The sequence below is a fragment of the Xanthomonas maliensis genome (assembly GCF_009192945.1).
Taxonomy (GTDB): Bacteria; Pseudomonadota; Gammaproteobacteria; order Xanthomonadales; family Xanthomonadaceae; genus Xanthomonas; species Xanthomonas maliensis.
The window spans coordinates 1-16,440 of the sequence record NZ_NSET01000033.1 but is presented as its reverse complement, the minus strand read 5'-3'; the positions used below and the strand labels follow the sequence as shown (position 1 = coordinate 16,440).

Here is a 16,440-nt window from a genome sequence, read left to right as displayed (position 1 = left end):
CGGACAATTCGGATATGAATCGACTGGCAGAAAACATCCGCCGGCTGATGGACGTCGAGAAGCTCAGCGAGAATCAGCTCTCGCGGAACACAGGCGTGCCCCAGCCCACCATCCATCGCGTCCTCAGCGGGCGGGTCGCGGATCCGCGCGACGGCACGTTGCGGCCGTTGGCCGACTATTTCGGCACCTCCGTAGAAGAACTGCGCACCGGCACCCCCGCTCAGAACAATAGTGCCCGCGAGCCAATGGCCGCTTACCGAGTCAAAGCTGTAGACGGCGAAGACGGCCTGGACCCTGACCGCGAAGTGCTAGTCGCCGAGGTTGATGTTCTCGTATCTGCTGGCACCGGGCTACGCGCCCCAGAATTCGTAGAAACCCGCTATCGAATGTCGTATCAGCTCTCCTGGTTCCAACACGTTGGAGCAAAACCAGAAAACGTGAGAGTGATGCGCGTAACAGGAGATAGCATGGAAAGAACGCTTTTTGATGGCGATCGAATTGCGGTCAACCTCGCGGATAACAGGGCCATTGTTGATGGCAAGGTTTACGTCTTCACGACGGGTGGAGTAGAGCCAGACGTGAAGATAAAGCGCCTTTTCAAAACCTCCGATGGCCGTCTTCGCGTGGTCAGTGACAACCCCGACAAAGCGTTATACCCCGATGAGATTTTGAGCGCTGACGACGTGTCCAACGTCTACTTAGTTGGGAGGGTGATCGACAGAAGCGGACGGGGCGGACTCTGATCCTTTACGGCGACAGGAGATCGATATGAGTCTGCACTCGTGCATGGACTGCGGAAAATTTGTCAGCGATAAAGCTATCTCATGCCCTCACTGCTGCGACCCAGCACTTGCACCCCAGCCTGCGACGTCACTGCCCCCTACAGTTACAACGCCTGCACCACAGAAGATTGATACACGAGGGCAATGGGCAATCATTATCGCCATGCTCATCATGGGCGTGATTCTTGCAGTCCTAGCGGCAAGTGGTTCGCCCGATAACACACGCGACAATCCCACAAAGATCGCTTTGGACATACTTAACAGACAGGTGCCTGCCGAAGCTGACTTGGCACTTGATCCCTCTTCAATACAGTCACGCGTCGCTGGTGAATTTACACACGTCTGCGGCAACGCAACCTTGGGTGCACTTCAACATGACGGATCCCGCTCTGTTGTTAACGAGCGGGTGATTGTCACGTTTCGTACACGCGGGACCACAGGTAGCGCTACATTCGACGGCTCCAGCAGAGAGGAAGCCCGACGAGAATTCGCGACGAGGTGGCGGGAGTCGTGCGCGCAATGACGTAACCGATGCGCTAACCAATTCGTTTTGGTATTGATCTTCCTATTCGTTTGTGCATAAATGTCCTCGTCAGCTCAACAGCTGACGGGCGACCGGCGGGTCGTTCCTGCCGGCCAGTCTTCCCCTCTGCCCGGTAGCAGGCCCCTCCCCTGGCCTGACTGACCCGCTGGCGCCCTCCCTTCCCGGAGAGAGCGCCATGTCTCACACCGCAGACCACCTCACCACCGAGCCGCATGGCGAGACGCTGTGCAGTGCGCCGGCAGCGCGCCGCTGCCTGACGGCCTGCAGTGCCGCAGACCACGCGCACGCCGAAGACCTGCGCCGGCGGGGCCACTCGCGCCCCCGCCGCTATCACCTGGCGCGGCATGATCGAATTGCCGTGGCCGGGAAGCACGAAGAGGCAGCCAGCCGTGACCTCGCGCAGGAGCTGCGGGCATGAGCGATCTGCGCCTGGAAGTGCCCTGTTACGGAAAAACCACAGCTGTCCTGTCCACTCGGCGCAACTCGGCGACAGGGTCGCGGTACTGGATGGCAGAAATCTACTGCCAAGCGCCGCGCAACGCGCCAATCCAGCTGGTTGTGATCGTCGGTAGTGACGATGCGCCGCCTCGCTTCGAGGTCACATCGAGCCTTGATGAGGTGCGCCACATCTTGTGGTTGATGCATAGCTGCATTGAGCTGCCGCCTACGTCGTGGAATCGACTGAAAACATGGGCAACCGGCGCGGACCAAGAGCCTGCCAGCCATAGCCTTGTGGCAGAGCGATCCGCATGAGCTTGGCCACCGACTCCAAACACTCGACAGCCCGGTTTCGTGTCGGCCGTGGTGTTCGCCTGCAAATCCCCGTCGTGGGCGAAACCGTGCTTGCGGTGCTCTGCCCCGCGATCGCCAACAACGACAACGGGCACTACAGTCTCAAGCGATGCGATCGCGACCAGGTCAGCAACGTGCCGGCGAACTGCATGGTGTTCGGCAACACCGCCATCCCCGTGGGGGATGACACGCGCCCGGCCATCACCGCGTGGCTGCTGGCGCACGACACCGCCGTGCGCGAGGTGTGCTGAGATGGGCACTAACTCACCACGTGCAACGGCGCTGCAGTGCGCCGACTTCGCCACCGGTCACCGGGGGCAGCTGCTGTGCCTGCAGGTGAGTCCTGAAAGCGCTCAGTTCGGCCGTGGCCACGTATGGGCCGGCCTGTACGCCAGCGAGTACAGCCGCACCGCGCAGGAGGTCTCTGTGGGGTTCTCCAGCCAGCTGGTGGCACGCCCTACGGAGCTGCAGATTGGCGCGGGCCGCTACCGCATGTCCGCCACCGCGCTGCGCGCCGCCGTTCGGTGGCTGGATCTAGCCGGCCGCCGCGTGCGTCAGGTGCAGCCATGAGCCGCCGTATGCGCATTGCGTGGTGGCTCGTGGCGCTGCTTTTCTGCTACGCAGTGCCCCACCGCATTCTTGAGCTTGCGCAAGCACACACCGAGTACGCGGAAGTCATTGCAGATGGACGCTGACGTGCCCCTGGCCCTCCGGATCAGCGTCGCATTCGCTGCGCATCGCCACGCCTATACCCAGGCAGCGCAGGCCCGGCTGCGCGGCGAGGCACAGCTCGCAGCGTTCTGGTCCGGCATCGCCCATGCCTGCAATGCCGAGGCTGACGACTGCCTTACCGCGCTTCACTCCGGCGTGGAAGACGCGCCGCACCCCATCCCCGGCTTGCTCACCGGCAACACCGACTTGCACCCGCAGGAGGCCTGACCATGCGCCAGATTTCCACCCCGCTGCATCCAAGCATCCCCGGCTGCCAAGTCGGTCACCACCCCCAGTGGGTGGAAACGCATGGCGCGCCCCTGCGCCTGCACACGCGGCTAGGCACGCCGGTGCGCGTGATGTTCCACATCCAATGTGCCCGCTGTGGCGTGGCCACCCGCCCCACCCATCTGCGCTCGCTTGTGGAGAACCGCTGGACCGACCCGGCGGGCTTGCACCGCGTGCCGCTCTCGCTCATCGGCCGTGCCCGCGAAGAGGCCATGGCCACCATCACCACCGCGGCCCGCGCCGCCTAGGACTCCGTATGCCCCTCAAGCCCATCGTGCGCGAAGCGCTGCTCGCCGCTTACCAAACACCAGACCACACCCTTCGCCGCACCAGCGAAGGATTCCGCGGGGCCGCCGGCCGCGCTTTCACACGCCGCGCCATCAACTGGCTGGAGGAGAGCAATCTAGCGGACTTCGATCAGCGCGACTTCCCCAGCACCATCACGCTCAATCCGCGCGGCATTGCTCAGGCGCAGCAGCTCATCGCACCGCTGGCGCAGGCAGGTGCGGCATGAGCAGCGGCATGCAAACGAAAGGGCTGGCCGCACGGCTGCGCACTGGGCTATTCGATGCCAAGGGCGGCGCGACCAGTGCCGATCTGCAGGCGAGCGCAGCCCCCGAATGCAGCCGCTCACAGATCACCCGTGCATTGAATGCTATGCGCGGCACAGGCCTGGTTAGCCGTACGCCGGATACAAACGGCACACGCTGGCATCTGACACCGGCCACACGCATCAAGGTGGCCAAGACCATGACATCCGCGGCCGAAAACACGGCGCGCCGCACTACGCCCACGGTCACCGCGTCCCACACCGTGCCTGCGCATGCGGTAGTTGCCTTGAGTCCTGCGCAGAAGAAAGCGAACGAGAGCGCACGCATTTCGCAAGAAATTGCCGAATTCGAAGCCAATGGCGGCCGCATCAAGGTGCTTGGCAACACCCCGGTTCGCCGCGCTGCTGGTTACCGCCAATCCATGAGCGGCATTGCTCAGGTTTGAGTGGCTCCGCGCACGCAAGCGCTTTTCACACCATCCCCAGGACACACGCCCCCATGGCTGACGGCTCGCACTCCTTCAACTTCCCCGCTCCGCAGGTATCGTGCCTGCGCCCAGGCGAGATCGTGGTCGATCTGTTCGCCGGCGGCGGCGGTGCAAGTGAAGCGCTCAAGCAGGCGCTGGGCGTCGACCCTGCATTGGCCTACAACCACGACGAGTGGGCGATCGGCATGCACGCGGCCAACCATCCGCTGACGATTCACCACCGCGAGGACATCTGGCACGCCGATCCGCGCAAGGACGTCGCCGGCCGGCCGATCGGCTGGTTCCATGCCAGCCCGGACTGCACGCACTTCAGCCAGGCCAAAGGCGGCCAGCCCCGCAGCCGCAAGACGCGCGCGCTCTCGTGGGTGGTGCTGAAGTGGGTCGGCCAGCTGCGCCGCGCAGACGAGCGTAACGGCACGCACACCGCCCCGCGCATCCTGTCGCTGGAGAACGTCTGGCAGATCCTCACCTGGGGACCTCTGATCGCAAAGCGCGACAAGGTGACCGGCCGCGTGCTGAAGATGGACGGCACCGTCGCCGCCAAGGGCGAGCGCGTCCCCGTAGAGCAGCAGTTGCTGGTCCCGGACAAGCGCCACGCCGGCCGCACCTGGCGACAGTTCGTGGCGGCGTTGCGCGGGCATGGCTACTTCGTGGACTGGCGGAAGCTGGACGCCAGCGATTTCGGCGCAGGCACCGACCGTGAGCGGCTATTCCTGCTGGCGCGACGCGACGGCCTTCCGCTTCAGTGGCCGGTGCCGAGCCATCGCAACGGCGCGGCAACCGCGAAGCGGGCTGCGGCAGACGCCATCGACTGGAACGTCCTAGGGACCAGCATCTTCAACCGCCGCCGTCCTCTGCGCCCCAACACCATTCGGCGGCTTCTGGACGGTGCAAAGCGCGGCCACTGGCCGCAGCCGTATCTGGACGCGCTGGCGGCCCTACGCGAAGGCCGCGAGCCGCGCCTAGACATCACGCTGGAAGAGGCCGAGGACATCGCGCAGCGCATGGGTCATCGCGCAGGGCTGGTGATGGCCACCGGCAGCGGCGGCGCGGCTAAGCCGTTCTCCGCCCAGGTCCCGACGATCACCACTGGTGGTAACGACGCGGCGCCCCACTTCATCCGCCCGATGATCCTGCACCGCAACGCAAGCGAGGGAGGCCGCAGTGCACGTCCAGTCGACGAGCCGCTGCCGACGATCTTGACTGGCGGCGCCGGCAACCTGATCGAACCGGCTCTGCAGCCCGTGCTGATGGGGACGCAAGGCTCGTCCAAGGCGAAGCCGGTGTGCGCCCCCATGGCGACGATCACCACTGGCGGAGCCGGTAACCAAGCCCGCCCCGGCTGCGCTCGGCCGCAGCTGTTCGAGCCCATCATCGCGCCGTACTACGGCGGCGGCAGCGGCTTGACCGGCAAGCCCAGTAGCCACCCTTTGCCGACCGTCACGACGAAGGCCCGATTTGGGCTGGTCGAACCGGTCGTCGTGAGCACGTGCAATAGCAGTGCCGCCGGCGTACGCCTCAGCGACGACCAGCTGCGAACCATCACGACGGCGCGCGGCGGCGATATGGCGCTCGGCGAGCCGGTGGTGATCGGCTATCGCATCGATATCCTGTATCGGATGCTGTTCGAGCGCGAACTGTTCAATGCGCAGGGGTTCCCACCCCGCTACATCATCGACCGCACCGCCGACGGCCGCCGCATCACACGCACCCAGGCGATCCGCATGGTCGGCAACAGCGTCAGCCCGCCGCCGCTGTTCGCGCTGGCGCGGGCCAACCTCGACACGAAGCCGCTGCCGCTGCAGGCGGCCGCATGAGCACCCCGCAGACCTCGAAACATCCCGGGAAGCTAGGTTTGTTGCGTACCGACAGCTTGGGCGTCAGTACGAAATACTTCCGTCGAAAAGTCGAGCGGCCCTTCGTTGACCAGTGCTCGGAATTCATTTGCGTACTGCTTGCTCATATCGAAGAGCAACGCGAGATGGTCGCGAAGAACCTCGAAATCTTTCGAGTTGCCGTTGTATGCCATTCCGGATGCAAAGTTACCAGGGATCGGCGCAATTGGCGCCAGTCTTCCGGATATCCGCCGAGCAGAATCATTCAGCGTGCGGCTCATGCCCACGATGGTGGCCAGGTCCGCACCGAAGTGGTCGGGCAAATTGTGGATGCGCTCTTGCACCTGCTCTGCAGTCGGAAGCATCGGCATCTGGCATTCGGCGATCAGCGCCTCGAAGGCTCGCGCCTGCACGATGACATGGTGAGGCCTCCGTTCTGCTGCCCACCAAACTGCGCTGTTCAAGTATCTAGTCGTCATCGCCACTCGGGCGGGCAGCGAACTCACCTCGTTCATGAGGAGGCGAACCAGAATGCGGGCAGTGTCCTCACGCAGCTGGAGTGCGGAGACGTATTGCTGCCTCGCGATTTTTACGGCGTTGCGGGATGTCACCCAAGCCAGCACGCCGATGCCAACGCTGGCTATGGTGGCCCATGCCGACCAATTGACGATGCAGTTCGCGTTGGGCAGCGCGCACTGAGAGAAGCCGTTCCACCAGTCCATGTCGTTTCCCTGAGTCAGGATGCGATTCTGTCATGACAATCGCCTTCCTTGGCCGCGCCCTAGACACCATCCTGCAGCAGGACCTCGTCAACATGCCGCTCCGGATCACCGACGTCGCGCGCCTGCAACGCTACGAGTGTGTCCGCGGACTGCGCCGCGCACAGCTCTCACCGGAAGCGCGCGAGAACGACCAGCTGCGTGAGCAATTCGGCCGCAACTACCAGACCGCCTGGCGCAACGGCCAGCGCCCAGACCTCACCCAGATGCCGCAGCGCTTCGCGGCGATCGACAAGGAGCAATCCCATGCGTGACCTCACGCCTGCCGAACCTCATACCGTACACCATTCATTCTGCACCGGCGGCGATTGGAACGGCCCCCACTTGTGGGCCATCGACTTTAAGAAGATGGAGGCCTGCAATGGGAGCCGCTGAACACTCAACGTTCTGGCTGCTGTATGGCCACTACGGGCCGACAATGAACGTCGAGCAATTTCGGACCGAGTTCATGCCCAAGCTGACCATGAAGACGCTGCAGAACTGGATCGCGCGCGGTGACGCGCCGCGGCCAGTGAATGGGGTACTAGATGTGCGAGACGTGGCGCAGTGGTGGGATCAACAGAGAAAATAACTAAGAGAGCATTGCATGCCACAGGATATTAGCTTAACTGCTTTTCGCAGCCTTAGCTACCGACTTGATGAGCTCCAAGACTATTTTCCCTAGCTCCGTCGTGGGGGTTTTATAATCGCCGCCAGCATCGGAGTGCTGACTTAGACTGATCATCTTTACCAGCGCCATTGCCAGAGATAATGGCACTACGGCAAAAACAGCAACAACAACCCCACCAAATACGAGAATATGCCAGTTAAGCTCTTTCCCCTGCTCAACTAGCTTTAGCAGAAAGGTTCTATCAAGCAGTTCAACAAGAGTAAGAAGCAAAACAAAGAGGAAAAGAGCGATCAATCCGCCTAAGCAAATAAAAGCAGTCCAGCGCATCTGTCGATGCGCTTTATGATTCAGATCTATCTGCTTCTCATACTCTTCCGCTAGCGCCCCAGCAGGGGAGGATCCGCCAGCACTTTCAGGCGTCACCGGAGGATTTACCCTAAAATCATCGGCAGCTTCTTGAGCCGACGCCTCCATCTCTGGAAACTCTCCGGTGCCTCCTTTCGCTCCGCTCATTGAGCCTTAGCCTCTCTGCTGGGCTTCTCGGATCTTACCTTGGTAGTGGTCGCGAATGAGATCGTTACTGATCGGAGCAAACTTCGTTCCCTTACCACCAAGCAGATGCCAAGCCACAGACCAAGGCGTATCTGGCCGATGAGTCATCTCCGAAAGCTCAATTCCACTAAAGCGGGAATAGCTCTTCCATACGCCATCCAACAGCGGTACGACTTCACCTCCCACAGCCTGAGGCATTCCCCCGAACGCATTGGGAGCAACAAGTCCGCGTACGGCACTACTACCGTAATGGCGGATTCGATCGTAAAGCTCCTTGATCACAGGGCCGTGCCGCCACGCCTGAACTTCCTCAGCTATGAGCGCTTGCCCGGTGTAGCCCAAATGCCAACCGTGGGCTATGTACACCAGCTTCAGGAGCTGCATAGGCGTGAGAGCCCGTCCCTCATGAGAGGCACGCTCTAAAAAGTAGTTCGCAACGCTGGCAGACGAATATGGCATGAAATTAGGCTCTGACCAAGAGGGTCGCTATGGCGAGGATCTGAGCGGGTGAGACTATTACACAACCCTGTCTCATGGGGTGCGAGACAAAAAGCGGTCGAACCAACTAATTTGCACCTGCCCTGTACCAGTTAGGCGCCAAATCATTGATTTCGATAGCTATCCGTCCAATCCATCATCGGGGCGACGGACAGGCGCAGGGAGGCAGCGTAGCGATCGGCGGAAACGGTCATCGACTCGGACGGCCGCAGTGGCGGCCTGAGGAATGCAGAGCAGGATCAGTAGCTTACACGGCAGGCACTGAATGCGACTGGCGGTGCGGCGGCGTCATACCGCAGGAAGGCTGTTGCAGAGGGCTTGGGCGCTGGCTGCGGCGCTGGACGCTCGGGCTGGACCGCGACAGGCGGTTGGCTGGCGACGGCGCGCACGCGACTGCGCGACTGGCGCGTCGGCCGATCCGGCAGGCGGGTCTGCCGCCCGAGAAGATCGAGCGGCAGGTGGAACATGGCAAGGCGCCTGGTGCTTCAGCGCTCTCGCGAGCTCAGTGGCTGCGGCTGGCGACGCGCTCTTCGGCGGTCAGCGGCTTGCCGAGCGCATGGTAGGACGCCACCAGGGTGATCAGGGCCGTGCCCATCACCGTGTAGAAGCTCCAAGACATGGCCAAGACATGCAACTGGCCGAAGACCAGGGCAACCCCCGCCGCCGCGGTGCAGAGCACCATCGCCAGCAACGAGACCAGGAACGGGATGGCGGGATCGAGCTTCATGGTCCGGGGGTTCCAATGTGCGATAGACGCAGCATCGGCGGTTCCGGCGACTTCTTGAATGGTTTGATGGGGCTTTTTTTAGCGGCCTTTTTGGCAAGTCAGCGTCTGCTCAGTTATCTGTCAAAGCCTTGGCGCGCAGACGATTCGCGCGCGAAAAAATGCCGGCGCCGAGCCCTTGCAGCACCGTCTGCCGACGGAAATCCAGCGCGCGACGCGGCGGAAAATCGACAGCACTGTTCGCCTTCGGATGGGCGCCAGGGGCAACGCAGGTTGGTGGGCGGCGCGATGCGCTGGCACGGTGTCGACGGCGCGCTGCGGCACCACGGCGGCCCAGGCATCGCCACCTGTACGATCGTTGCGCACAGGCCCGGCGGTCAGGCTGCCCCACTTACTGAGCCGGTGCGCTGGCGAACTCGCCCCGTTGCAGCCGGCTCACTTCATTGCCCTGAGCGTCCTTGAGGCTGAGGTCGGCGCCCTTGGATGCCAGTGCCTTGAGCACCTCGGTGCGCTGGAACAATGCCGCGTACATCGCCGCGGTCTGGCCAGCGTTGTTACGTTGGTCGGGCGCGCAATCGGCCTGCATCAGCCGCTTGGCGATCGCCAGCTCGCCCTTGAAGATCGCGCCCATCAAAGCGGTGTTGCCGCGCTTGTCCTGCGCGCAGGGGTCGGCGCCCGCCGCGAGCAACTGCTCCACCGCCGGAGCCTGGCCGTGATAGGCGGCCAGGATCAGCGCGGTATAGCCCTTGTCGTCGCGCGTGTTGAGGTCGTAGTGGGCGCGGATGAATTCCGCCAGCATGTCCTGGCGGCCCTCACGTGCGGCATCGAAGAAGTATTGCTGCAGTTGCTGCTTGATCTGCACCGGGTCAGCGGTCGCCGGCGCGGTCGCATTGCTGGCGTGCGCTGTCGGTGGCGGCGTGGCGGCAGAGGCCGAGACCGACAGCAGAACGAGTAACAACAGGGAAAGAAGGCGCATGATGTTCTCCCTCGCGATACGGACGGCACCGCAGCCCGTGGCTGCGGTGCCGTGGTGCGATCAGTCCTGCAGGGTGGAAGCCAGCTGCTTGACGCGCGCCAGATCGCCCTTGGCGACCCGGGTCACGCCGGTGCCGTACTCCGGATCGGCCTTGTACAGGAACGACAGCATCAGGTGCTTGCTCTCGGTATCGGTGTTGGCCAGCGACTCGCCGAAGCTCTGCACCAGGTCGGCGCGGTCTTTCTTGCTGTAGGAGCGATATAGATCGCCGGCCTGTTTGAAGTTCTGCTCACGGGTGATCTTGGCCTGCTGGGTGGTCCCGGACAGCGGTAACTGGCTGTAGCGCGCACTGCTGTCCTGCGGACGGAGCTCCAACCGGCTCGGCTCATAGTTCACGCCGCTGGTGGTGTGCCCGCTATTGGCTTCACCGTCCTGATTGCCGTTGTTGACGGCCACGCGCGGACGGTTGACCGGCAGGCTCAGGCCGTTGGTGCCGACGCGATAGAGCTGGGTGTCGGCGTAGGAGAAGATGCGCCCCTGCAGCAGTCGGTCCTCCGACGGTTCGATGCCCGGCACCAGATTGGCCGGCGCCATCGCCACCTGCTCGGTTTCCTGGAAGAAGTTGTCCACGTTCTTGTTGAGCACCAGCTGGCCGATCTTCTGCTCGGGTACGTCCGGCCAGATCTTGGTGGCGTCGAGCGGATCGAAGTCGAACTTGGCCAGTTCCTCCGGCTTGAGCACCTGGATGTACAGATCCCACTTCGGATAGTCGCCCTGCTTGATCGCACCGACCAGGTCGTTGGTCAGATGGCTGTAGTCCTTGCCCTGAACCATGGCGACCTGCTTGGGATCGAGGTTCTTGATGCCCTGCAGACTCTTCCAGTGGAACTTGACGTAATGCACCTCGCCCTGGGCATTGACCAGCTTGTAGGCGTGCACGCCATTGCCGTCCATGAAGCGGTAGCCAGCCGGTGTGCCTTCGTTGGAATACAGCAGCGTCAGCGTGCGGGTGCTTTCGGGCACGTGCGAGAAGAAATCGAAGCGTCGCGAATCGTCGTCGAGATTGGTCCGTGGGTCCGGCTTGAAGGCGTGGACCATGTCGGGGAACTTGATCGCATCGCGGATGAAGAAGGTCGGGAAGTTGTTGCCGACCAGATCCCAATTACCTTCGCTGGTATAGAACTTGGTCGCGAAACCGTGCGGGTCGCGCAGCGTTTCGGGCGAATGGTTGCCGTGCACCACCGAGGAGAAGCGCACGAACACCGGCGTTTTCTCGCCGGGCCGGAACACCGCCGCCTTGCTCAGGCTGGAGATGTCGGCAGTGGCCGTGAACTCGCCTTTGGCCCCGGTACCGCGCGCATGTACCACGCGTTCGGGAATGCGCTCGCGATCGAAGCGTTGCAGCTTCTGGATCAACTGGACGTCCTGCAGCAAGGTCGGCCCGGTTGCACCGGCCGTCTGCGAGTTCTGGTTATCGCCGACCTTGGCACCGTTGTCGCGGGTCAGCGCGGCCTGGGCGAAGGCTGGGGGAGCGAACAGGGTCGGGGCTAGCAGGGCTAGCACCATGAAGGATCCGGGGCGCATGGCGTCAGCTCGTGTTGAGGGAGCTGAATCATCACCAGCGACTATCACGCAGGGAAGTTGTTAATTACGATCGCAGCGATAGGCAAGCGCGATGATCGCGAGTTGCGTGATTGGAGTCGCCGAAGCAGCATGCGCTGCACTGCACTTCCGTTGCATCTCGTCCACCAGGCATCGAACGACGGTGTCGCAACGTCGATGCCGCCTGCACGTCGACGCTGCCCGATCCCGCAGCGCAGCGCATGCGACGCACCGACACTGCACGCTGCGATCAGCGCCCGATCACCCGCTTGAACGGCGGCAACGCGTCGATGATGCGCTTGCCGTAGCGACGGGTGAGCAGGCGCGAGTCGAGAATGATCACCCGGCCGTGGTCGTTGGAACTACGGATCAACCGACCGGCGAACTGGGTCAAGGTCCGCAGGGCGTGCGGAATGGCGATCAGGTTGAAGGCGTTGTGTCCGCGGCTTTCCAACCACTCGCTCAGGGTCGAGGTCTGCGGATCGGTCGGCACGGCAAATGGCACCTGGGTGATCACCACCGTCGTGCAGGCCTCGCCCGGCAGGTCCAGGCCCTCGCCGAACGAATTGAGTCCGAACAGCACCGAGCCTTCGCCGGCGGCGATGCGACGCAGGTGCTCGGTGATCAGTTGCGACTTGTTGCCCTCGCCCTGCACCAACACGCGATTGCGCTGCGCCAGCGGCAGCAGGTCGGCCACCTTCTCCATCTTCCAGCGCGAGGTGAACAGCACGATGCTGCCCTTGGCCGTCCAATCCAGTTCGCGCACCAGATACCTGGCGACTTCCTTGGGATGACCGTCGCGATCGTCCGGGGTCACCGGGAAATTGGGCACGATCAGCTCGGCCTGGTTGGGCAGGTCAAACGGCGACGACAGCGACACCATCTCGGCATGATCGGGCAGGCCGTTGTCGATGGCGAACGACTGAAAATCCCCGCCACCGGTCAAGGTGGCCGAGGTCATCACCACCGAATCCACTTCGTTCCATACCATCGTACGCAGGACCTGCGCCGCCGATACCGGCGAGCAGTGACAGATCAGGTCGCCATCGCGCGAGAGCGTGATCCAGCGCGCCATCGGCGGCTGGCCGTCCTTGTCTTCGCGGCGCCAGCCGCTCCACAGATTGTGCTGCTGTTCGGTCATCTCCAGCGCCAGCCCGAGGCTGCGCTGCAGGCGCTCACGCGCCGGGTCTTCCTGCTTGCCCTTGGCGACCACGCCGTGCGCTGCATGCACCCAGTTGAACAGCGCGCGCGTCTCCTCGCCCAGTTCTTCGATCGCCGGCGCCCATTGCGGCGGCAACTTGCCGTTGGGCGCGCGCCACAGCGGATCGCGCTCGCCCGGCTCCGGCGTCCACATGCGTTCGACCTCGGCATGAAACGCCTTGAGGAGCTTGGACACGCGTGCGGCCAACTCGATCGCTTCGTTCGGCAACAACATGCCGATCTTGTCCTTGTCGGCGGCGCGGTAGGCGGCGGCGATCAACATCTGCAGACGGCCGGTGCGCTTGGCCATCTCGTCCAACGGCAGGGTGGCCGCGCCCTGGTCGATCGCCACGCCAGCGATGTGATGGCCCTCGTCGAGCACCAGCAACATATCGCCCGGCGGGGCGATCAGGGGCTGGCCGTTCTCGGCATCGCCCAGCGACAGCGTGGACAGCAGCAAAGCATGGTTGGTCACCACGATCTGCGCTTCGCGCACATCGGTGCGCGCCTTCAGCACCGGACACTGGGCGGCGTAGCTGCAGCGCCGCCCTGCGCAGCCGGAGGCGGGGGTGGTGATGCGCAGGCGCAGCGGCACCGATACCTGCTCGGGGGCATCGTCCAGATCGCCGTTCCAGCGGCGCTCGGTGTAGGCGGTGGCCAAGCGCTTGGCGATGTCGGCATCGGCCGGGCTCAGCGGGCGGTCGTACAGTACCTGCTCGTCGTCGAACATGCTGTCCTGGCTGGCCTCGCCCTGCAGTTCGGCGGCATTGCGCGTGCACAGGTAGCGGGTGCGGCCCTTGGCCAGGGCGACCGTGGCCTCCAGGCCGGTGGCCTTGAGGAAGGCAGGGATATCGCGCTCGACCAGCTGCGACTGCAAGGCCACGGTGCCGGTGCTGATCACCAGCTTCTTTTTGCTGGCCAGGGCGATCGGCACGCCAGCGGTGAGATAGCCCAGGCTCTTGCCCACCCCGGTCGGCGCTTCGGCCACGCCTATGCCACCGGAGGTGGCCAATGCACGCGAGACCACGCCGATCATCTGGCTCTGCGCACGCCGGGTGGTGAAGCCCGGCGTGTTGGCCTGCAACTTGGCGTAGGCGTCGCGGATGGCGGCCTTGGTCGTTTCGGTCAGCAGGCGCTGGGGCGAAGCCGTCGCCGAGGGCACGGCCGGAGGGGTGACGTCACTCATCCCCCTATTTTCGCACGCATCGGCGCAGCCGCTGCGACGACCGCAGGGCCGCAACTGAACCGACGCGGTGGCGGTGACCGCGATCAGCGGCGCGTGCGTGCCCGCGGCCAGGCCCAACGCGCCCAGGCGATGCCGATCACCAGCATGACCAGGCCCACCGCGAGCATGCCCACGCCGACACCGGCAGGGCCGAAGCGCGCATACAGCAGTCCGGCGCGATTGACCGTGGCCAGCTGCTGCGGATGCAACAGGGTCCAGCCCCCCTGCACCGTACACACCACCCCGAGCACGGCCATGAAGATCGGCTTGAGCGGGATCATCGCCGCTCATCCGGCGCGGTCGGCACATCCGCTTGTGGTGGCAGGCGCCGCAGGCAGAGCGCCAGCGTCCAGGCGAGCATGCCCACGCCGATCGCCTGGATGCTGGTCAGCACCAGCCGCAAGACGCCGACCACCGCCGCGAGGTGGCGCAGGTCGCCGTGCTCCATCAGCATCAACGGGATCACCTGCAGGACGACTTCGCCCAGCACGCAGCCGAACAGCAGCCACAGCGCGATCAGGCTGCTGCGCCGCGGGCTGCCGCGCGGGGCGCGCCAGACCAGCACCAGCCCCAGGATCACCGCGATCAACATCGGCACGCGCGACAGCAGGCCGACCACCAGACTCAACAGCAGCGCGGGCGTCAGCATCGGCGCGCCTTCAATCGGCACTGACCAGCACGGCCTCGCGCGCGCGCAGCTCGGCGTACACCGCATCGGTTTGCGGACGCACGCCATGCCACAGAGCGAAACTTTCGGCCGCCTGTTCCACCAACATGCCCAGTCCGTCCAGCGCATGCCGACAGCTGGCCGCGCGCGCCCAGGCCAGGAAGGCGATCGCGGTGGGACCGTAGTTCAGATCCACCGCGGCGGTCAGGCTGTTGACCAGGCCCAGCGGCAGCGCGAAGGCGCCGGCGTCGCGATCGCGTCCGGCCGCGGTGGCGTTGACGATCAGTTCGAAGTCGCCCAGCTCGCGCAGGTCCTCGATATAGCGCGACACCACCCGGCCAGGTTCGCCCAGCGCATCGCAGAGCGCATCGGCACGCTCGGACGTGCGATTGACCACCACCATTTCGGTGATGCCAGCATCCAACAAGGCCGGCGCCACGCCGCGGGCGGCGCCGCCGGCGCCCAGCAACAGCATGCGGCGGCCGCGCAGATCCAGCCCGTGGCGATCGGTGAGATCGCGCACCAGACCGAGCCCGTCGGTGTTGTCGCCCTGCCAGCGACCGTCGTTGCGGATCAAGGTATTCACTGCACCGGCCAAACGGGCGCGGTCGCTCAACTCGGCCGCCAGCGCGCAGGCGGCCTCCTTCAACGGCAGGGTGACGTTGGCACCCTTGCCGCCCTCGGCGGCAAAGCGCTCCAGGCTGGCGGCGAAGGCCTCCGGCGGCGCATCGATGGCGGTGTAGTCCAGCGCGATGCCGGTCTGCTTCCCGAATGCGGCATGGATCGTTGGCGACAGCGAATGGGCGACGGGATGGCCAAACACGGCATAACGGGATACGGGCATGAAACGCTCTCTGGTTGACTAGACTGTGGGCGACCCAAGCAGGAACACCCCATGGCATTCCGATGGCCGCTGCTCGCGCTGGCGGCGAGTTTACTCTTCGTCCCGTCAGCATCGGGTCTGGCCGAATTCGGTATCGAAGGCATGGGGGTGGTCTCCACCGTGGCCAACGAGCTGCGCGCCAGCCTCAGCCCGGATGGGCAACGAATCGTCTGGGCCAGCGACCGCGCCGGTGGCGCCGGCGGCTGGGACCTGTGGCAGGCCCGCCTGGAGCAGGGCCGCTGGCAGCACGCGCAACCCTTGGCGTTGAATACGGCCGCCACCGAGACGACGCCGTTCTTCAGCGCCGACGGGCGCTGGCTGCTGTTCGCCTCCGATCGGCCGGGCGGACGTGGTGGCCTGGATCTGTACCGGGCACCGGTCTCGGCCAGCGGTGAGGTGGGCGTAGCGCAATCGTTGGGAGATGCGGTCAACAGCCGTGGCGAGGAGCGTGCGCCCACGCTGTCGCTGGATGGCACCCGCCTGCTGTTCGCCAGCGACGGCCATGGCGGTGCCGGTGGGCTGGATGTGCTGGTGGCACGCTGGGATGGCCGCGGCTTCGTCGATCCGCAGCCACTGCCTGGGGTCAACAGCGCCGACGACGAACTGGACGCGGCCTGGCTGGGCGACGGCCGTGGACTGGTGTGGGCGCGTGGCCAGCGCGACGGCCCCAGTCGGTTGCTGCTGGCCGCCTGCAAGGACGGCCACTATGCGCAGGGCGCGCCGCTGCCGCTGTC

24 protein-coding genes are annotated in these 16,440 nt (G+C 64.5%); 14 read left to right on the top strand and 10 right to left on the bottom strand.

What is annotated here, in order from left to right:
- Positions 1-14 precede the first annotated feature (14 nt).
- From CKY51_RS11095 to CKY51_RS11050, 11 genes are all read left to right on the top strand, one after another.
- Positions 15-743 carry a LexA family transcriptional regulator gene (locus CKY51_RS11095; RefSeq protein WP_170292316.1) on the top strand — a complete coding sequence of 243 codons (729 nt, stop codon included), beginning with the start codon at positions 15-17 and terminating at the stop codon, positions 741-743.
- Positions 744-1,501: 758 nt separating this feature from the next.
- A complete protein-coding gene (locus CKY51_RS11090; protein ID WP_022970846.1) occupies positions 1,502-1,744 on the top strand; it encodes a hypothetical protein in 243 nt (80 codons plus the stop codon).
- On the top strand, positions 1,741-2,079 hold the full coding sequence (locus CKY51_RS11085; RefSeq protein ID WP_081641312.1) for a hypothetical protein: 339 nt from the start codon (positions 1,741-1,743) through the stop codon (positions 2,077-2,079). Before CKY51_RS11090 ends, CKY51_RS11085 begins: the two co-directional genes overlap by 4 nt.
- Complete coding sequence (locus CKY51_RS11080) at positions 2,076-2,369, top strand: hypothetical protein (RefSeq protein ID WP_022970845.1); 294 nt, start codon at positions 2,076-2,078, stop codon at positions 2,367-2,369. The genes CKY51_RS11085 and CKY51_RS11080 overlap by 4 nt, the downstream gene beginning before the upstream one ends.
- Before the next feature lies 1 nt (position 2,370).
- Positions 2,371-2,688 (top strand): hypothetical protein, encoded by a 318-nt coding sequence (locus CKY51_RS11075; protein WP_022970844.1) that lies wholly within the window; start codon positions 2,371-2,373, stop codon positions 2,686-2,688.
- Positions 2,685-2,813, top strand: a complete 129-nt coding sequence (locus CKY51_RS22825; protein WP_280524698.1) for a hypothetical protein — start codon at positions 2,685-2,687, stop codon at positions 2,811-2,813. Before CKY51_RS11075 ends, CKY51_RS22825 begins: the two co-directional genes overlap by 4 nt.
- Before the next feature lies 1 nt (position 2,814).
- Positions 2,815-3,057, top strand: coding sequence for a hypothetical protein (locus CKY51_RS11070; protein WP_238319411.1), 243 nt, complete (start codon positions 2,815-2,817; stop codon positions 3,055-3,057).
- 2 nt (positions 3,058-3,059) lie between these two features.
- Positions 3,060-3,365 carry a hypothetical protein gene (locus CKY51_RS11065; protein WP_238319409.1) on the top strand — a complete coding sequence of 102 codons (306 nt, stop codon included), beginning with the start codon at positions 3,060-3,062 and terminating at the stop codon, positions 3,363-3,365.
- Positions 3,366-3,373: 8 nt separating this feature from the next.
- On the top strand, positions 3,374-3,631 hold the full coding sequence (locus CKY51_RS11060) for a hypothetical protein (RefSeq protein ID WP_031338437.1): 258 nt from the start codon (positions 3,374-3,376) through the stop codon (positions 3,629-3,631).
- Entirely contained in the window at positions 3,628-4,113 is a 486-nt protein-coding gene (locus tag CKY51_RS11055; protein WP_022970841.1) for a hypothetical protein, read from the top strand. Before CKY51_RS11060 ends, CKY51_RS11055 begins: the two co-directional genes overlap by 4 nt.
- Before the next feature lie 53 nt (positions 4,114-4,166).
- Entirely contained in the window at positions 4,167-5,972 is a 1,806-nt protein-coding gene (locus CKY51_RS11050) for a DNA cytosine methyltransferase (RefSeq protein WP_022970840.1), read from the top strand.
- 32 nt (positions 5,973-6,004) lie between these two features.
- Here CKY51_RS11050 and CKY51_RS11045 read toward each other — a convergent pair whose 3' ends face one another.
- Complete coding sequence (locus CKY51_RS11045) at positions 6,005-6,712, bottom strand: hypothetical protein (protein ID WP_022970839.1); 708 nt, start codon at positions 6,710-6,712, stop codon at positions 6,005-6,007.
- 32 nt (positions 6,713-6,744) lie between these two features.
- On the opposite strand from CKY51_RS11045, the gene CKY51_RS11040 reads away from it, so the two are divergent.
- Together CKY51_RS11040 and CKY51_RS11035 are read left to right on the top strand one after the other, a co-directional pair.
- Positions 6,745-7,023, top strand: a complete 279-nt coding sequence (locus CKY51_RS11040; RefSeq protein ID WP_022970838.1) for a hypothetical protein — start codon at positions 6,745-6,747, stop codon at positions 7,021-7,023.
- A gap of 107 nt (positions 7,024-7,130) precedes the next feature.
- On the top strand, positions 7,131-7,340 hold the full coding sequence (locus CKY51_RS11035) for a hypothetical protein (protein WP_022970837.1): 210 nt from the start codon (positions 7,131-7,133) through the stop codon (positions 7,338-7,340).
- Between the two features lie 33 nt (positions 7,341-7,373).
- On the opposite strand, the gene CKY51_RS11030 is transcribed toward CKY51_RS11035, so the two are convergent.
- The 9 genes from CKY51_RS11030 to aroE form a co-directional block, all read right to left on the bottom strand.
- Positions 7,374-7,892, bottom strand: a complete 519-nt coding sequence (locus CKY51_RS11030; protein WP_152249218.1) for a hypothetical protein — start codon at positions 7,890-7,892, stop codon at positions 7,374-7,376.
- A 6-nt stretch (positions 7,893-7,898) separates the two neighbouring features.
- Positions 7,899-8,315, bottom strand: coding sequence for a Panacea domain-containing protein (locus CKY51_RS22965; protein WP_170292315.1), 417 nt, complete (start codon positions 8,313-8,315; stop codon positions 7,899-7,901).
- 616 nt (positions 8,316-8,931) lie between these two features.
- Entirely contained in the window at positions 8,932-9,156 is a 225-nt protein-coding gene (locus CKY51_RS11020) for a hypothetical protein (RefSeq protein ID WP_022972325.1), read from the bottom strand.
- Positions 9,157-9,544: 388 nt separating this feature from the next.
- The gene (locus tag CKY51_RS11015; RefSeq protein WP_022972324.1) at positions 9,545-10,129 is read right to left on the bottom strand and encodes an ankyrin repeat domain-containing protein; all 585 of its coding nucleotides are present in this window, start codon (positions 10,127-10,129) and stop codon (positions 9,545-9,547) included.
- Between the two features lie 60 nt (positions 10,130-10,189).
- Complete coding sequence (gene katB / locus CKY51_RS11010; protein WP_211904888.1) at positions 10,190-11,695, bottom strand: catalase KatB; 1,506 nt, start codon at positions 11,693-11,695, stop codon at positions 10,190-10,192.
- A 286-nt stretch (positions 11,696-11,981) separates the two neighbouring features.
- Positions 11,982-14,117, bottom strand: coding sequence for an ATP-dependent DNA helicase DinG (dinG, locus tag CKY51_RS11005; protein ID WP_031339764.1), 2,136 nt, complete (start codon positions 14,115-14,117; stop codon positions 11,982-11,984).
- An 83-nt stretch (positions 14,118-14,200) separates the two neighbouring features.
- Entirely contained in the window at positions 14,201-14,437 is a 237-nt protein-coding gene (locus CKY51_RS11000) for a hypothetical protein (protein ID WP_022972320.1), read from the bottom strand.
- Entirely contained in the window at positions 14,434-14,826 is a 393-nt protein-coding gene (locus CKY51_RS10995; protein WP_425479874.1) for a hypothetical protein, read from the bottom strand. The genes CKY51_RS11000 and CKY51_RS10995 overlap by 4 nt, the downstream gene beginning before the upstream one ends.
- Positions 14,816-15,667: a shikimate dehydrogenase gene (gene aroE, locus CKY51_RS10990; RefSeq protein ID WP_022972318.1), complete on the bottom strand. Its 852-nt coding sequence runs from the start codon at positions 15,665-15,667 to the stop codon at positions 14,816-14,818. Before aroE ends, CKY51_RS10995 begins: the two co-directional genes overlap by 11 nt.
- A gap of 51 nt (positions 15,668-15,718) precedes the next feature.
- Between aroE and CKY51_RS10985 the strand changes: the two genes are divergently transcribed.
- A partial coding sequence (locus CKY51_RS10985; protein WP_152249215.1) for a TolB family protein occupies positions 15,719-16,440 on the top strand: 722 nt, incomplete at its 3' end.

Bases quoted from the DNA above. Each gene is read 5' to 3' on its own strand.
- CKY51_RS11090 (WP_022970846.1), top strand. From the start codon at position 1,502: ATGTCTCACACCGCAGACCACCTCACCACCGAGCCGCATGGCGAGACG.
- CKY51_RS11065 (WP_238319409.1), top strand. From the start codon at position 3,060: ATGCGCCAGATTTCCACCCCGCTGCATCCAAGCATCCCCGGCTGCCAA.
- katB (WP_211904888.1), bottom strand. From the start codon at position 11,695: ATGGTGCTAGCCCTGCTAGCCCCGACCCTGTTCGCTCCCCCAGCCTTC.
- CKY51_RS11035 (WP_022970837.1), top strand. From the start codon at position 7,131: ATGGGAGCCGCTGAACACTCAACGTTCTGGCTGCTGTATGGCCACTAC.
- CKY51_RS11000 (WP_022972320.1), bottom strand. From the start codon at position 14,437: ATGATCCCGCTCAAGCCGATCTTCATGGCCGTGCTCGGGGTGGTGTGT.
- CKY51_RS11020 (WP_022972325.1), bottom strand. From the start codon at position 9,156: ATGAAGCTCGATCCCGCCATCCCGTTCCTGGTCTCGTTGCTGGCGATG.
- CKY51_RS11030 (WP_152249218.1), bottom strand. From the start codon at position 7,892: ATGAGCGGAGCGAAAGGAGGCACCGGAGAGTTTCCAGAGATGGAGGCG.
- CKY51_RS22825 (WP_280524698.1), top strand. From the start codon at position 2,685: ATGAGCCGCCGTATGCGCATTGCGTGGTGGCTCGTGGCGCTGCTTTTC.
- CKY51_RS11095 (WP_170292316.1), top strand. From the start codon at position 15: ATGAATCGACTGGCAGAAAACATCCGCCGGCTGATGGACGTCGAGAAG.
- CKY51_RS11060 (WP_031338437.1), top strand. From the start codon at position 3,374: ATGCCCCTCAAGCCCATCGTGCGCGAAGCGCTGCTCGCCGCTTACCAA.
- dinG (WP_031339764.1), bottom strand. From the start codon at position 14,117: ATGAGTGACGTCACCCCTCCGGCCGTGCCCTCGGCGACGGCTTCGCCC.
- CKY51_RS22965 (WP_170292315.1), bottom strand. From the start codon at position 8,315: ATGCAGCTCCTGAAGCTGGTGTACATAGCCCACGGTTGGCATTTGGGC.
- CKY51_RS11075 (WP_022970844.1), top strand. From the start codon at position 2,371: ATGGGCACTAACTCACCACGTGCAACGGCGCTGCAGTGCGCCGACTTC.
- CKY51_RS11055 (WP_022970841.1), top strand. From the start codon at position 3,628: ATGAGCAGCGGCATGCAAACGAAAGGGCTGGCCGCACGGCTGCGCACT.
- CKY51_RS11050 (WP_022970840.1), top strand. From the start codon at position 4,167: ATGGCTGACGGCTCGCACTCCTTCAACTTCCCCGCTCCGCAGGTATCG.
- aroE (WP_022972318.1), bottom strand. From the start codon at position 15,667: ATGCCCGTATCCCGTTATGCCGTGTTTGGCCATCCCGTCGCCCATTCG.
- CKY51_RS11015 (WP_022972324.1), bottom strand. From the start codon at position 10,129: ATGCGCCTTCTTTCCCTGTTGTTACTCGTTCTGCTGTCGGTCTCGGCC.
- CKY51_RS11080 (WP_022970845.1), top strand. From the start codon at position 2,076: ATGAGCTTGGCCACCGACTCCAAACACTCGACAGCCCGGTTTCGTGTC.
- CKY51_RS11085 (WP_081641312.1), top strand. From the start codon at position 1,741: ATGAGCGATCTGCGCCTGGAAGTGCCCTGTTACGGAAAAACCACAGCT.
- CKY51_RS11045 (WP_022970839.1), bottom strand. From the start codon at position 6,712: ATGGACTGGTGGAACGGCTTCTCTCAGTGCGCGCTGCCCAACGCGAAC.
- CKY51_RS11040 (WP_022970838.1), top strand. From the start codon at position 6,745: ATGACAATCGCCTTCCTTGGCCGCGCCCTAGACACCATCCTGCAGCAG.